At 56.6% G+C, this 12,431-nt stretch carries 14 protein-coding genes; 5 read left to right on the top strand and 9 right to left on the bottom strand.

Features of this window, described 5'->3' with window-relative positions; translation table 11 throughout:
• Positions 1-92 precede the first annotated feature (92 nt).
• A complete protein-coding gene (locus AC2FF8_RS00685) occupies positions 93-860 on the top strand; it encodes an SDR family oxidoreductase (RefSeq protein ID WP_496878673.1) in 768 nt (255 codons plus the stop codon).
• On the opposite strand, the gene AC2FF8_RS00680 is transcribed toward AC2FF8_RS00685, so the two are convergent.
• Both AC2FF8_RS00680 and AC2FF8_RS00675 read right to left on the bottom strand, forming a co-directional pair.
• Positions 857-1,726, bottom strand: coding sequence for an acyl-CoA thioesterase (locus tag AC2FF8_RS00680; RefSeq protein ID WP_257600729.1), 870 nt, complete (start codon positions 1,724-1,726; stop codon positions 857-859). The two genes, AC2FF8_RS00685 and AC2FF8_RS00680, sit on opposite strands and share 4 nt — an antisense overlap.
• A 51-nt stretch (positions 1,727-1,777) precedes the next feature.
• Positions 1,778-3,010 (bottom strand): serine hydrolase domain-containing protein, encoded by a 1,233-nt coding sequence (locus AC2FF8_RS00675; protein WP_496878672.1) that lies wholly within the window; start codon positions 3,008-3,010, stop codon positions 1,778-1,780.
• A 198-nt stretch (positions 3,011-3,208) separates the two neighbouring features.
• Between AC2FF8_RS00675 and AC2FF8_RS00670 the strand changes: the two genes are divergently transcribed.
• The gene (locus tag AC2FF8_RS00670; RefSeq protein WP_170344296.1) at positions 3,209-3,838 is read left to right on the top strand and encodes a 2-hydroxychromene-2-carboxylate isomerase; all 630 of its coding nucleotides are present in this window, start codon (positions 3,209-3,211) and stop codon (positions 3,836-3,838) included.
• A 28-nt stretch (positions 3,839-3,866) separates the two neighbouring features.
• On the opposite strand, the gene AC2FF8_RS00665 is transcribed toward AC2FF8_RS00670, so the two are convergent.
• Entirely contained in the window at positions 3,867-4,685 is an 819-nt protein-coding gene (locus tag AC2FF8_RS00665; RefSeq protein WP_257600725.1) for an SDR family oxidoreductase, read from the bottom strand.
• 457 nt (positions 4,686-5,142) lie between these two features.
• Between AC2FF8_RS00665 and aroQ the strand changes: the two genes are divergently transcribed.
• Both aroQ and AC2FF8_RS00655 read left to right on the top strand, forming a co-directional pair.
• Entirely contained in the window at positions 5,143-5,592 is a 450-nt protein-coding gene (gene aroQ, locus AC2FF8_RS00660) for a type II 3-dehydroquinate dehydratase (protein ID WP_170344299.1), read from the top strand.
• On the top strand, positions 5,589-6,344 hold the full coding sequence (locus AC2FF8_RS00655) for an autoinducer binding domain-containing protein (protein ID WP_170344301.1): 756 nt from the start codon (positions 5,589-5,591) through the stop codon (positions 6,342-6,344). The genes aroQ and AC2FF8_RS00655 overlap by 4 nt, the downstream gene beginning before the upstream one ends.
• A gap of 363 nt (positions 6,345-6,707) precedes the next feature.
• On the opposite strand, the gene tsf is transcribed toward AC2FF8_RS00655, so the two are convergent.
• The 5 genes from tsf to AC2FF8_RS00630 all read right to left on the bottom strand — a co-directional run bounded on the left by tsf (position 6,708) and on the right by AC2FF8_RS00630 (position 10,515).
• Positions 6,708-7,583, bottom strand: a complete 876-nt coding sequence (gene tsf, locus AC2FF8_RS00650; protein ID WP_152457972.1) for a translation elongation factor Ts — start codon at positions 7,581-7,583, stop codon at positions 6,708-6,710.
• 76 nt (positions 7,584-7,659) lie between these two features.
• On the bottom strand, positions 7,660-8,460 hold the full coding sequence (gene rpsB, locus AC2FF8_RS00645; protein ID WP_224855776.1) for a 30S ribosomal protein S2: 801 nt from the start codon (positions 8,458-8,460) through the stop codon (positions 7,660-7,662).
• A gap of 167 nt (positions 8,461-8,627) precedes the next feature.
• Positions 8,628-9,482: a lyso-ornithine lipid O-acyltransferase gene (gene olsA, locus AC2FF8_RS00640; RefSeq protein ID WP_496878671.1), complete on the bottom strand. Its 855-nt coding sequence runs from the start codon at positions 9,480-9,482 to the stop codon at positions 8,628-8,630.
• Entirely contained in the window at positions 9,469-10,224 is a 756-nt protein-coding gene (olsB, locus tag AC2FF8_RS00635) for an L-ornithine N(alpha)-acyltransferase (RefSeq protein WP_170344307.1), read from the bottom strand. Before olsB ends, olsA begins: the two co-directional genes overlap by 14 nt.
• Before the next feature lie 108 nt (positions 10,225-10,332).
• A complete protein-coding gene (locus AC2FF8_RS00630; RefSeq protein ID WP_050602459.1) occupies positions 10,333-10,515 on the bottom strand; it encodes a DUF3553 domain-containing protein in 183 nt (60 codons plus the stop codon).
• Between the two features lie 43 nt (positions 10,516-10,558).
• Here AC2FF8_RS00630 and AC2FF8_RS00625 point away from each other — a divergent pair, with 43 nt between their 5' ends.
• A complete protein-coding gene (locus AC2FF8_RS00625) occupies positions 10,559-11,155 on the top strand; it encodes a histidine phosphotransferase family protein (protein WP_496878670.1) in 597 nt (198 codons plus the stop codon).
• Here AC2FF8_RS00625 and AC2FF8_RS00620 read toward each other — a convergent pair.
• Complete coding sequence (locus tag AC2FF8_RS00620; RefSeq protein ID WP_496878669.1) at positions 11,152-12,414, bottom strand: glutamate-5-semialdehyde dehydrogenase; 1,263 nt, start codon at positions 12,412-12,414, stop codon at positions 11,152-11,154. The two genes, AC2FF8_RS00625 and AC2FF8_RS00620, sit on opposite strands and share 4 nt — an antisense overlap.
• Positions 12,415-12,431: the final 17 nt, after the last annotated feature.

Below are 12,431 nucleotides of genomic sequence, written 5' to 3'. Positions count from 1 at the left end.
AATTGGTATTATGGTGAATAATGTCCGCTTGTAACTTGACCGCAAAGTGAACACGTTGACCAGGACACACAAGATTTGTTTTGGGATGCGCTATGGAGCTCAGAGATAGAACTGTCATCGTGACCGGAGCCGCAGATGGCATTGGCCGGGGTTTGGCGGAACGCTTTGCTCAGGAAGGTGCGCGCGTCATCTGTTCGGATATTGACGCAGCCGGAGCCCGTGAAGTCGCAACCCAAACTGGCGGCGTTGCCTTCACATGTGACGTCTCGGATGAGGATCAGATCAAGGCGTTGATTGATTACACCGAAAACACTGTCGGCCCAATTGATCTGTTCTGCGCAAATGCCGGCATCCTGACGCTTGGCGGTCTGGATGTTCCGGACGATCAATGGGAGAAAATTTGGAAAATCAACGTGATGTCGCACGTGTGGACAGCGCGACATCTGGTGCCTCGCATGATCGGTCGCGGCGGCGGTTATATTTTGACGACGGCCTCTGCGGCGGGTTTGCTGAACCAACCCGGTGCGGCGCCATACGGCGTCACGAAACACGCGGCGGTCGGATTTGCCGAGTGGCTGTCGCTGACATATGGCACCAAAGGTCTGCGGGTCTCGGTTCTTTGTCCTCAGGCGGTTCGGTCGCAGATGACTGAAGGACACGAGGTTTCAGTGGCATCGATCGACGGAATGCTGGAGCCCGAAGACGTCGCTGAAGCCTGCGTACAAGCCATCCGGGAAGAACGGTTTCTTGTTCTTCCACATCCGCAGGTTCTGGATTATCTGCAACTCAAAGCGGCCGATTATGATCGCTGGCTGGGCGGAATGCGCAAGTTTAATCAACGCTTTACGCCAGATATTTAACGTTTTCCCTGCGCCTTCCGCATAAGACCTTCCTGAGCCACCGACGCGACAAGGGTTCCGTCTTCTGAATAAATCGATCCACGATTGAAGCTGCGTCCCTGCCCTGTCCACGGAGAATCCATCACATACAGATGCCAGTTCTGAAATTTAACGGGTGCATGAAACCACAGAGCATGGTCCAGGCTGGCGCCGTTGAACTCTCCGGAAAACCAACTCAGCCCGTGAGGTCGCAAGCCCGACGACATGAGGTTCATATCCGACGCATAGGCCAACAGAAGATGTTGAGTTTTCGCATCCGCAGACGCGGCGGCCGCCATGCGAAACCATGTCTGGTTGCGGTCGTCTGACACTTCGGGGTTGAACGGATCCAGATGATCCACCTCCCGGACTTCGATCGGGCGTTCACGCAGAAGTTCACCGCGAAAACCTTCGGGCACGCGATCTACATATGCTTGTCGAAGCTCGGAGCGGGATGGGTATGTCTGGGGTGGATTCACGGTTGGCATCGGATGCTGATGATCCCAACCTTCATCCTGAACGTGAAAGGATGCCGACATGTTCAGGATCTGTTTGCCATTTTGAATGGCAACGACGCGGCGGGTAGTGAACGACCCCCCGTCACGCGCCCTATCAACTTGATAAATAACGGGTTTATCTGGGTCTCCGGGTCGGATGAAATAGGCGTGCAGGGAATGGCACAACCGGTCTTCCACGGTTCTGTACGCCGCGGCCAAGGCCTGCGCAATGACCTGACCGCCGAAAATCCGGGTTGGTGTTTCTCCACCTGATCCTGTGCCGCGGAAAAGATCGACTTCAAGCCGTTCGATATCCAGAAGATCCAGTAAGATGCGTTCCGCTTCGGTCATTGTTTGCTCTCAGGCTGATTATTTGAAACCCGGGTATCAGCCTGAGCAAGATCATTCAATCATGGCGGCGTGCACCAATGCCTTGAGTTCAGCCCGGGATGGATAAGAACTGGACGGCGACAGTTGCGTGAAGAACACAGCCGTCAGGTCGTTCTGCCAGTCGATCCAGAAATAGGTCGAGGCCATGCCACCCCAACTGAAATCACCAACGGAACCGGGCACACGCACCCGACCCGGATTCAGAACAATCGATCCGGCAAGGCCAAACCCCATGCCTTCCATCGGCTGTTCTGCAAAGCTCTTTGGACCCATCGAAGCGATATCACCCGGCAAGTGGTTGCGCATCATGAAGTCCACCGTTTTCGGGCCAAGCAGTTGATGGCCATTTCCGGCCCCTCGATTACGTAGCATCTCGACGAATTTGGCATAGTCGTCGATTGTGGACACCAGCCCGCCGCCGCCTGAAAAGGTCGTCGCGTTCTCGAATGGCGAGCCCTCGTAAGAATCGATCAATCGTAGTGGATCACTTCCTTGGTCAAGCGAGTTCAACGCCATCGCATCGCCGGCCAGCGGCGTGTAAAGGGATGCGAACCGGTCCCCTGCCCCGGCTGGTACTGAAAACCCGGTTTCGCCCATCTCGAGGGGCGCCAAGATTTCCTGCCGGAAAAATTGTTCCAGGGTCTGTCCCGAGACGACCTCGACAACGCGTCCAAGCACGTCGGTTCCGACAGAGTATTCCCACCGTGTTCCGGGTTGGAATGCCAAAGGAAACTCTGCCAGGTCACGTACGCGATCTTTCAGAGGCCCTTGATCCGGTTTGAAGATAAGACCCTTTTCATCCATCGCCTCCGGCAGTATCCCGGGGTTGAACGGATAGCTGAGACCACTGGTGTGGGTGAGTAACTGATGTAGAGTTGGGGGGGCTGCGTCTTCGGTTTGATCCAGCCTTTCCGCGCCGGGTACCAGAGCCTGCATCTGATTGAATTCGGGCAGGAAATCGGACAGAGGCGCGTCAAGTTGAAACAGTCCGCGTTCCGCCAACGTCATCAAGGCAACAGAGGTGACGGGTTTGGTCATCGAGTAGATGCGCGCCAGCGTGTCGCGTTGGAACGGCAGAGCCTCTTCCAGGTTTCGAAAACCGCTGGAGTGGAAAAAAACCTCATCCCCTTTGTGCTTCAGCAAAAAGGACGAGCCCGCGTATTTACGCTGATCAACATAGCGGTCCATCCAGATGCGAATCCGGTTCAGACGCGTTTCATCGAACATGGCTTGTTTTCGAAGCATTTTTTGAGTTCCACCAGAAGTTGACTAATATCGTGCGTGCGTGGGGCCTGAAACAACAGCAAAACCCGGGCTGAAATGAATGGTTATACAAGCAGAGCCAAGAGGCACGCCTTTCAACCAAGTGATACAATGAATCCGATACAGATTCGCTTGTAAATTGTTGGATGGGGTCATGTCGGACCGGCCTGGAGGAACATCATGACGCAAAACATAGATTTCGTTTACGATTTTTGCAGCCCAAATGCCTTTCTGGCTCACAAGATGCTGCCAGAGCTCGCTGCGCGGCATAATGCCAGGATCACGTATTCCCCTGTCCTTCTGCCTGTTGTTTTCAAGGCAACGCACAACCAGAGCCCGTTTCAGGCGTTTTCCGAAAACCGCCAGAAAACCGCCTATCTTACCCATGACTTGCATCGGTTCGCGCGACGTCGCGGGCTGAGCTTTCACATGAGCCCGCATTTTCCGATAAATACAAAATTTGCGATGCGTGGCGCCCACTTTGCCAGAGGAAAATCATGGGAAAATAGATATATAAGCGCCGTTTTTGATGCGATTTGGGTGCATGGACAAAAAGCTGACGAGTTGGCTGTTCTCGTCGATATTCTGCAAGAAAACGAACTGCCGGTTCGCAAGCTGCGCGAGGCAATGACAAGCCCTGAAATCAAACAGGATCTGAAGGATCAGACCAAATCGTTCGTGCGGCGCGGCGTTTTCGGCGTTCCCAGCCTGTTTTACGGGTCTGAAATGTTCTTTGGCAAGAACAGCTTGCCGAACCTGGAAATTGAGCTGTCGAAACACAAGAAACGGCACAAATCCAACACGTTGTGAACGGGATCAGCTCTGACCGCTGCGTGGCTTAGAAGGCTTCGGCAAAGATATTGCCCGACGTAACTACGTTGATCCCACCGGAAACCGGGATAATCGAACCGGTTACGTAACTGCCGCCGCGTCCGCACAGAAACAGCACACATCCCGCTATATCTTCATCACAGCCGACGCGCCCAAGCGGCACTGACTTGCCGACCTTTTCACGCTTGTCCTCATCCGCCGTAGCAAAGGCCGTCATCCGCGATACGAACGGCCCCGGAGCCAGCGCGTTGACCGTCACGTGGTAAGGCGACAGTTCCTTGGCCATGATTTTCGTCAGATGCAGAACCGCAGCCTTCGAGGCTGAATAGCTGTAGGCGCCATCCCCCATGGGAACCTCTCCCATCACGGACCCGACATTCACGACCCTGGCCGGATCGTCTGCGGTTCCGGATTGCATCAACATCGGCAGCAGCCTCTGGGTAAGCTCGAAAACCCCTGCCACGTTGACCGACATCACCTTGTCCCACGCGTCATACGGAAACTGCCCCAAGGGCGCGCCCCAGGTCACGCCAGAGTTATTCATAAGAATATCAAGCCTTTCCGTTCGGTCCTGAATGTCTGAAACCAGTTTGGCGATACTTGCCTCGCTGCCGATGTCTCCGGCAAACCCCTCGGCACTTCCCGGTGCCTCCAGCGCATTCAACTCGGCGGCGGCCGCGACACAGGCGTCCCCGTTTCGGGAGGCAATCAAAACACGCGCACCGGCCCTGACCAGCGCTTCAGCGGCCATTCGACCGATACCCGTGGCGCCGCCTGTTACCAATGCGGTTTTGCCGGGCAGCGAGAAAAGGGTATCCGGGGTCATTGTCGTGTTCCTCTGCCAAATCTGATTTCGTTTGCATTCCGACCCGGTTCAAAGCCTTATCGTCTTTGCGGCAATCAGCCGCCCGCTGCGTTGACACGAACCCGGGTTGCACCAAAACTTCACACGACAATCTACAATCGCATCAGAGACGGTTTGCAAGTATTACTCAGCGTCGCAAGGGGCCGACCGAAAACCCCGGACAGTTCCTGTTTTCAGATCGTGAACTCGACGGCAATGCGCCTGAAATCCTGTTTTCCCAAAAACGAAAAACGGACGTAAATATACGGCCCAATTCCAAACGGACGTGCGGTATCGTCATGCCGAATGACTGAAGATGGTTTTCTCTTCCATCACAAGTTCTGTTTTCCTGGCACCTGTCTGTATTCAATCCGTTAATGTCAGGTAGACAACCCGGCCTTTTCGCGTCTATGAACCATAGTATGGGGATCGTGAAAACATGCATAACGTCTTGGTATTGAATGGCCCTAACCTCAATCTGCTTGGTACACGGCAGCCCGAGGTTTACGGCGACACAACATTGCACATGATCGAGGACCGCTGCGTTCAGCATGGGGCGTCCATAGGGCTGGATGTAACGCATCTGCAATCCAATCACGAAGGTGTGCTGCTTGACGCCATTCATGCGGCCCGTGGTGTGCAAAGCGGGCTGGTACTGAACGCAGGGGCGTTCACGCATACGTCGATTGCCCTCATGGATGCCATTGCATCAGTAGAGTTACCGGTTGTCGAAGTGCATCTTTCCAACATTCATGCCCGAGAAGCCTTCCGGCACAGGTCCTACGTAGCCCCTGTCGCATTGGGTCAGATCTGTGGCTTCGGTGCCCAAAGCTATATCCTCGCGCTGGACGCGCTCGCGGCTCATCTGAAAGCGGGCAACACGACATGAAGCTCAAGGAATATCTTCGGTTTGTCAGCTACACCAAAACCCTGGAAGACCTTTGGGATGCTCATTGCCGCAAAATGGCCGAGTTCGGATTTACCCGCCTGATCTATGGGTACACGCAATACCGGACAGAGACGTCTCTGGGTGATCCGGAAGATTTCGTAATCCTGACGAACCACAAACGGGCTTATGTGGACGGATTCCTCAAGGATGGTCTGTATTTTCACGCTCCGATGTTGAAGTGGGCATTGGACAACGAAGGCGCCGCCAGCTGGAAAATGTTGCAGGAGATGAACTCGGGCGGAACAATGACCGCCAAGGAGCGCGAAGTTTTCGAGTTCAACAAATCCATGGGCGTGGTTTCCGGCTATACCGTCAGCTTCAACTCGGTTTCCATGCGCTCGAAAGGGGCGATTTCTCTGTCGGCCGCCAATGGGCTCAGCCAGGAAGATGTGGATGCGGTCTGGGAAGAGCACGGCGACGACATTTTGCTCATGAACAATGTCGTCCACCTGAAAATCCTGACATTGCCGTTCCATCCGCCGAACCGGGCACTGACCAAACGTCAACGCGAAGCTCTGCAATGGGTTGGTGACGGGAAAACCACTCAGGATATCGCGCTGTTGATGGGACTGACATCGGCAACGGTAGAAAAGCACCTGCGACTCGCGCGCGAAGCTCTTTCGGTCGAAACGACGGCGCAAGCGGTTCTCAAGGCGTCACTGCACAACCAGATGTTCATTATGGAAGCATAACCGCAATATCTTGACGCTATCCCGCGTCAGTTTACCCTAGGTAAGGAAATCACTACTTTTCAAAACAATCCTAAAAGTTGCAAAGTGAGAGTGTTCCGTGAGTGGTGGCTTTAGCCAGGGAACATTGGATTGGATCTTTGCAATAACAAAGCTCTCCGATCAATCTGACAAGGGGGCGCCTATTTGTCCGCGTGCCGGTGTCGGAATTTTGGGGGGCCTCGACCATCCCCATCATGCGGGGCCCTCCAATTCTTCTCTACAGTGCTTTCAAGTCCGCCGGTGGCAGAAAAAAAAGGGTTACGCGGCGCGCAACCCTTCAATTTTGTTGGGAAAGGCCGTTGCCGGCACTTTCCCTGTGCCCTTTTAGCCTTGCGCGGCTTTGGCGACTTCGGCGGCGAAATCTTCTTTTTCAACCACGATGCCTTCGCCAACTTCCAGACGGATGAAACCGGTGATGGTCGCGCCCGCTTCCTTGGCCGCTGCTTCGACGGTCAGGTCAGGGTTCACGACAAACTGCTGGTTCAGCAGGGTCGATTCCGCGACGAATTTCTTCATGCGGCCTTCGATCATCTTTTCGATCACCTGCTCCGGCTTGCCGGATTCGCGGGCGATGTCCATCTGGACCTGCTTTTCTTTCTCGACAACGGCCGGGTCCATGTCTGCTTCGGACAGGGCCGCCGGGTTCACGGCCGCGATGTGCATTGCAACTTGCTTGCCGATTGCCTCGTCGCCACCGGTCAAAGCAACCAGAACGCCGATTTTGCCCATGCCGTTGGTGGCCGCATTGTGGACGTAGGACACGACGGTGTCGCCCGACAGTTTCGCCATGCGGCGCACCGACATGTTCTCACCAATCGTGGCGATCTTGTCGGTCAGGGTGTCGGCGACGGATTTGCCGCCCAGATCAGCTGCCAGCAGCTCTTCTACGTTGTCTACGCCTTCAGCCGCGTAAGCAATCTTGCCGACCATTTCCTGGAACTCGGCGTTTTTTGCGACAAAGTCGGTTTCCGAGTTCACTTCAACAGCTACACCGTTGCCGCCATCGACGTGGACTGCAACCAGACCTTCTGCTGCGGTACGGCCCGATTTCTTGGCCGCCTTGGCCAGACCTTTGGTGCGCAGCCAGTCAACGGCTTCATCCATGTTGCCGCCGGTTTCAGTCAGCGCTTTTTTCGCGTCCATCATGCCTGCGCCGGTCGAGTCGCGCAGTTCTTTAACCATTGCTGCTGTGATTGCCATCTTTAGGCTCTCCTCAATTCAAATGGAATTGGGGCAGGTCTACCCTGCCCCATATGTCATTTACGTGACGGGCAGCTTACGCTTCGGCTTTGGCTTCCGGAGCAGCTTCTTCAGCGGGTGCTTCTTCCGCAACGGCTTCTTCAACCGGTGCTTCTTCGAACGCGCCCAGGTCAACGCCTGCGGCACCCAGCTGAGCGGTCATGCCGTCCAGTGCGGCACGTGCGGCCAGGTCGCAGTACAGTGCGATTGCACGCGCTGCGTCGTCGTTGCCGGGGATGATGTAGTCAACGCCATCGGGCGAGCAGTTGGTGTCGACAACAGCCACGACCGGGATACCCAGCTTGTTGGCTTCTGCGATGGCCAGTGCTTCTTTCTTGACGTCGATGACGAACAGCAGATCCGGAACGCCGCCCATCTCGCGGATACCGCCCAGCGAAGCTTGCAGCTTGGCCTGGTCACGCTCCATGCCCAGACGCTCTTTCTTGGTCAGGCCTTCGGCGCCCGATTCCATCGCTTCGTCGATCTGGTTCAGACGGTTGATCGACTGGGAAACGGTTTTCCAGTTGGTCAGGGTGCCGCCCAGCCAGCGGTGGTTCATGTAGTACTGAGCCGATTTTTCAGCCGCTTCTGCGATCGGGCCGGCAGCCTGACGCTTGGTGCCGACGAACAGAACGCGGCCACCTTTTGCGACGGTGTCACGAACGGCTTGCAGCGCCTGGTCCAGCATCGGAACGGTCTGGGTCAGGTCCATGATGTGGATGCCATTGCGCGAGCCGTAGATGAACGGGCCCATGCGGGGATTCCAACGCTGTGTCTGGTGACCGAAGTGCACGCCAGCTTCCAGCAGCTGACGCATGGTGAACTCGGGAAGAGCCATGCTTTGTTTTCCTTTTCCGGTTTACGCCTCGGCGGGGGTGAAAGAAGCGGATGCTCCAACCGGCGGGCCGGATAGGGATGTCTCCCCTACAAGGCCCAAACCCCACCTGCGGGTTTGAATGGCGCGCGTATACGGCAGGTTTGGACGCAGTGCAAGGGTCAATGCCCTTATTTTTCAAGCCGCGCCAATGCATGCGCGTGGCGCACCGCCGCTTCGCAATGGGCCGCCAGTTCCTTGCGATTGGCGAAGTCCCTGACCCGGGCCGGCGAATGATAGATCAGTTCAACGGATCCTTGTCTGCGCGCACCCAAAGTCTTGAGCAGGTGCGGCGCGAAATCCATATCGCCCCACCAGCCATAGAACCGGTCAGGCTGACCTTTCGGCGCGTGGAAAATCACCGAGACCGGTTGCACATACATGAAATCCCGCAATTCATCCGCGAAGAAAGCGGCAAAGAGCGTTGTTTTGAATGGCAAAACACGCAATCCGTCGGTCGAGGTGCCCTCGGGGAAAAACAACAGTTTATGTCCGGCCTTCAGACGTTCTTCGAAGATCGCCGTCTGCTCGCGCGCCTTTTTGCGATCCCGCTCGATGAATACGGTTCCGGTGGCCCGTGCCAACCATCCGATACCCGGCCAGTTTGCGACTTCTGCCTTGGACACGAAGTAGACCCTTTTGCGGGCGTTCAGGGCAAAGATATCCAGCCAGGATGTGTGGTTGGCAACAACTGCGCCGTGTTCCTTCATCAACGCGCCCGAGCAGCGGAATCCGATTCCCAGGATTCGGAACGCGTTTCGGCACACGAACTGGCTGATGAACGGTGTGACAGGGCGTCGAACGCCACAAAGCGGCAGCTCGATCAGTCGAATGGCCAACAGAACAAGCAGCCCACCGAACACAAGGATGGCCAGGGGCAAGCCCCTCAGGATCACAAGAATCCAGCCGACAAAACCCAGTTCCATCGGATCCGGCGCATCCTCACTGTTCCAAAGCGGATCATTCACCGGATCAAGCCCCGCCATAGATGCGCTTCTGCCGCTCGTTCATACGGGTCGTATCCAGGATCAGGCACACGTCGGTGGTATTGAAGGTATGATCGATGAACGCCCCTTCACCCACAAAACCGCCAAGCCTCAGATAGGCTTTGATCAGGGCCGGAACCTGCACCATGGCGCGGCGGCGATCCAGCCCGTCCGGTGCGACAAGATCCATGGTCTGAAACACGCTCGGCTGAGCCCTCACCCGCAGGTCTGGCGGTGCCAGATGATTGTGATGCAGCATGGACAACGGCTGGGCCAGTTCCTGCACATCCGTGCCATGAAAACTGGCGACGCCGAACAGAACTTCGATCTGACGTTCGGCCACATACCGAGAGAGACCATTCCAGAGATGATACATGGCCGTACCGCCCCGGTAGTCCCTGTGCAGGCAGGACCGGCCCAGTTCCAGCAACTTGCGGCCACTTTGCTTGAGAACGCTCAGATCGTATTCGTCTTCGGAATAAAACTGCCCCAAGTCAGCGGCGCGATCCCCCGGTAACAGCCTGTAAACGCCGACAACTTCTCCGGTCGCATCATCGATGGCCAGCATGTGATCGAAATAGGGATCAAACCGGTCCCGTTCCAGCCCGGTCACATGATCGATCAGCTCACCCCCGCCGCCGAGTTCACGCACAAACACGTCATAGCGCAACCGCTGCGCGGCGCGCAGTTCGTCCTGGGTTTCTGCCAATTTGATCGTGAACGAGGGGCCAGCGTCCGGCATGTAAGACTTATCGATCCTGTTTTATCAACGCGGCTGATACCCCAGTTCTTGAGGGGAAGGCAACAAGTGGGCATCTGGCCTTTTCTGTTAACTCTTCTTAAACCAGTTTCACGGATCAAAGACCGGCATCAGGGCGATGCGCGTTCCGTCGATTACCACTTTCCCCTGCTCGCGAAAGTTCACGGTGATCTTGCCTGCGATGTTGGACTGAACCTGTCCGACGCCCCATTCGGGGAAATCCGGGTGGCGAACAAACATGCCCGGTGCAAGAATAGCATTCATGTCTGTCATTTGGGGCTTCCGGTTCCTGCGGCAGATACCGCAGGAGGTACGCATGGGCAACACGAACGTCAACCTGGCTGAATTGATCGGCTCACGGATCTGCCACGATCTGATCAGCCCGATCGGGGCGATCACCAACGGGCTGGAACTGTTGGACATGGTTGGCGCTGTCCAGGGCCCCGAGATGGAGTTGATCTCGGGCAGTGTCGGCAGTGCGGGCGCGCGTATCCGGTTTTTCCGGGTTGCCTTCGGATCAGCAGGAGAACAGCCGCTGGGCCGTGCCGAAGTGGCCGAGCTGCTCAAGGACATCGAACGCACCGGACGGGTGAGGGTTATCTGGAATCTGAAGGAACCCGTGCCCCGAAATCAGGTCAAACTGGCCTTTTTGGCAATCATGTGTTTCGAAAGCGCCATGCCACTGGGCGGCACAGTCGAAATCACGACCCAGGATGGAAAATGGTCGGTCATCGGGACAGCGGACAAGCTGAACGTGGACACTGAACTGTGGAAACACGTTGCAACCGGCCGGTTTCCCAACAAGATTACACCCGCGCAGGTCCAGTTCGCTCTGCTGCCCGAAACCGCAAATGCGATGGGTCGGCGCGTTGCGGCGGAAACCGCCGCAACCCGCGTAGCGCTGCGTTTTTAATCCCGAATCGTTCCGTTTCCGCGCACCAGATATTTGAAACTGGTCAACTGGGCGGCCCCCACCGGGCCGCGGGCATGCATTTTGCCCGTGGCGATACCGATCTCGGCGCCCATCCCGAACTCGCCACCATCGGCGAACTGAGTCGAAGCGTTGTGCATCAGGATCGCGCTATCGAGGCGCTCAAAGAAACGGGCTACGGCCGTGTCATCCTCGGTCATGATACAATCGGTATGGTTTGATCCGTATCGCCGGATATGCGCAATGGCGGCGTCGATGTCGGCGACGGTCTTGGCCGCGATCACGCTGTCCAGAAACTCTTTTCCCCAATCCTCCGCCGTCGCGGAAACTGTGCCCTCGACCGCAAGTGTGCCTTCGGCGTGAACTTCGACCCCTGCTTTCAGCAGTGCGGCGATCACGTCTCGCCCCAGCGTTTCGGCGATGTCCTGATGAATCAGCAGACATTCGGCAGCGCCGCAGATGCCGGTACGGCGCGTCTTGGCGTTCAGCACCACGTCCAGTGTTTTCTGCGGATCAGCACCCTTGTCGACATAGATGTGCACGATGCCTTCAAGATGCGCAAAGACAGGCACACGGGCCTCACGCTGGACCAGCCCGACCAACCCCTTGCCGCCGCGCGGAACGATGACGTCGACATAGTCGGTCAGGGTCAGCAATTCCTGAACCGCCGCGCGGTCACGTGTCGGCACCAGTTGAATCGCATCTTCCGGCAGATTGGCGGCCTTCAGCCCTTCAACCAGGCAGGCATGAATCGCGGTCGAAGAATGAAAACTCTCGGACCCTCCGCGCAGGATAACGGCATTTCCGGATTTCAGACACAGCGCGCCTGCGTCAGCGGTGACATTCGGGCGGCTTTCATAGATCACGCCGATCACACCCAGCGGGGTGCGTACGCGCTGAATATTCAATCCAGTCGGACGGTCCCATTCGGCCAGCACTTCGCCCACCGGATCGGTCTGATCAGCCACCGCCCGCAAACCATCGACCATGCCCTGAACACGCGCCTCATCCAGCATAAGGCGGTCCATCATCGCCGGGCTAAGGCCCTTCTCGCGGCCGAACTCCAGATCCTTCCGGTTGGCTTCGATGATCTGCGCCCGATTGGCCCAAACCGCGTCGGCTGCCGCAATCAGGGCGGCATGTTTGCGTTCAGAGCTTGCAAAAGCCAGATCGCGCGATGCCGCTTTGGCACGTTTTCCAAGATCAGCCATCAGAGCCGGAATGCTGTCGAAATCTTTCATGTCGCGTGCCTTTCAGG

Source organism: Ruegeria sp. YTSA144, assembly GCF_059610125.1.
The sequence above is the reverse complement of the archived record's forward strand: the minus strand, read 5'-3'. Positions and strand labels throughout refer to the sequence as shown.

What these genes read in the sequence shown, in the direction of transcription:
- AC2FF8_RS00685 (WP_496878673.1), top strand. Translation starts at nt 93, where the DNA reads ATGGAGCTCAGAGATAGAACTGTCATCGTGACCGGAGCCGCAGATGGC.
- AC2FF8_RS00680 (WP_257600729.1), bottom strand. Translation starts at nt 1,726, where the DNA reads ATGACCGAAGCGGAACGCATCTTACTGGATCTTCTGGATATCGAACGG.
- AC2FF8_RS00675 (WP_496878672.1), bottom strand. Translation starts at nt 3,010, where the DNA reads ATGCTTCGAAAACAAGCCATGTTCGATGAAACGCGTCTGAACCGGATT.
- AC2FF8_RS00670 (WP_170344296.1), top strand. Translation starts at nt 3,209, where the DNA reads ATGACGCAAAACATAGATTTCGTTTACGATTTTTGCAGCCCAAATGCC.
- AC2FF8_RS00665 (WP_257600725.1), bottom strand. Translation starts at nt 4,685, where the DNA reads ATGACCCCGGATACCCTTTTCTCGCTGCCCGGCAAAACCGCATTGGTA.
- aroQ (WP_170344299.1), top strand. Translation starts at nt 5,143, where the DNA reads ATGCATAACGTCTTGGTATTGAATGGCCCTAACCTCAATCTGCTTGGT.
- AC2FF8_RS00655 (WP_170344301.1), top strand. Translation starts at nt 5,589, where the DNA reads ATGAAGCTCAAGGAATATCTTCGGTTTGTCAGCTACACCAAAACCCTG.
- tsf (WP_152457972.1), bottom strand. Translation starts at nt 7,583, where the DNA reads ATGGCAATCACAGCAGCAATGGTTAAAGAACTGCGCGACTCGACCGGC.
- rpsB (WP_224855776.1), bottom strand. Translation starts at nt 8,460, where the DNA reads ATGGCTCTTCCCGAGTTCACCATGCGTCAGCTGCTGGAAGCTGGCGTG.
- olsA (WP_496878671.1), bottom strand. Translation starts at nt 9,482, where the DNA reads ATGGCGGGGCTTGATCCGGTGAATGATCCGCTTTGGAACAGTGAGGAT.
- olsB (WP_170344307.1), bottom strand. Translation starts at nt 10,224, where the DNA reads ATGCCGGACGCTGGCCCCTCGTTCACGATCAAATTGGCAGAAACCCAG.
- AC2FF8_RS00630 (WP_050602459.1), bottom strand. Translation starts at nt 10,515, where the DNA reads ATGACAGACATGAATGCTATTCTTGCACCGGGCATGTTTGTTCGCCAC.
- AC2FF8_RS00625 (WP_496878670.1), top strand. Translation starts at nt 10,559, where the DNA reads ATGGGCAACACGAACGTCAACCTGGCTGAATTGATCGGCTCACGGATC.
- AC2FF8_RS00620 (WP_496878669.1), bottom strand. Translation starts at nt 12,414, where the DNA reads ATGAAAGATTTCGACAGCATTCCGGCTCTGATGGCTGATCTTGGAAAA.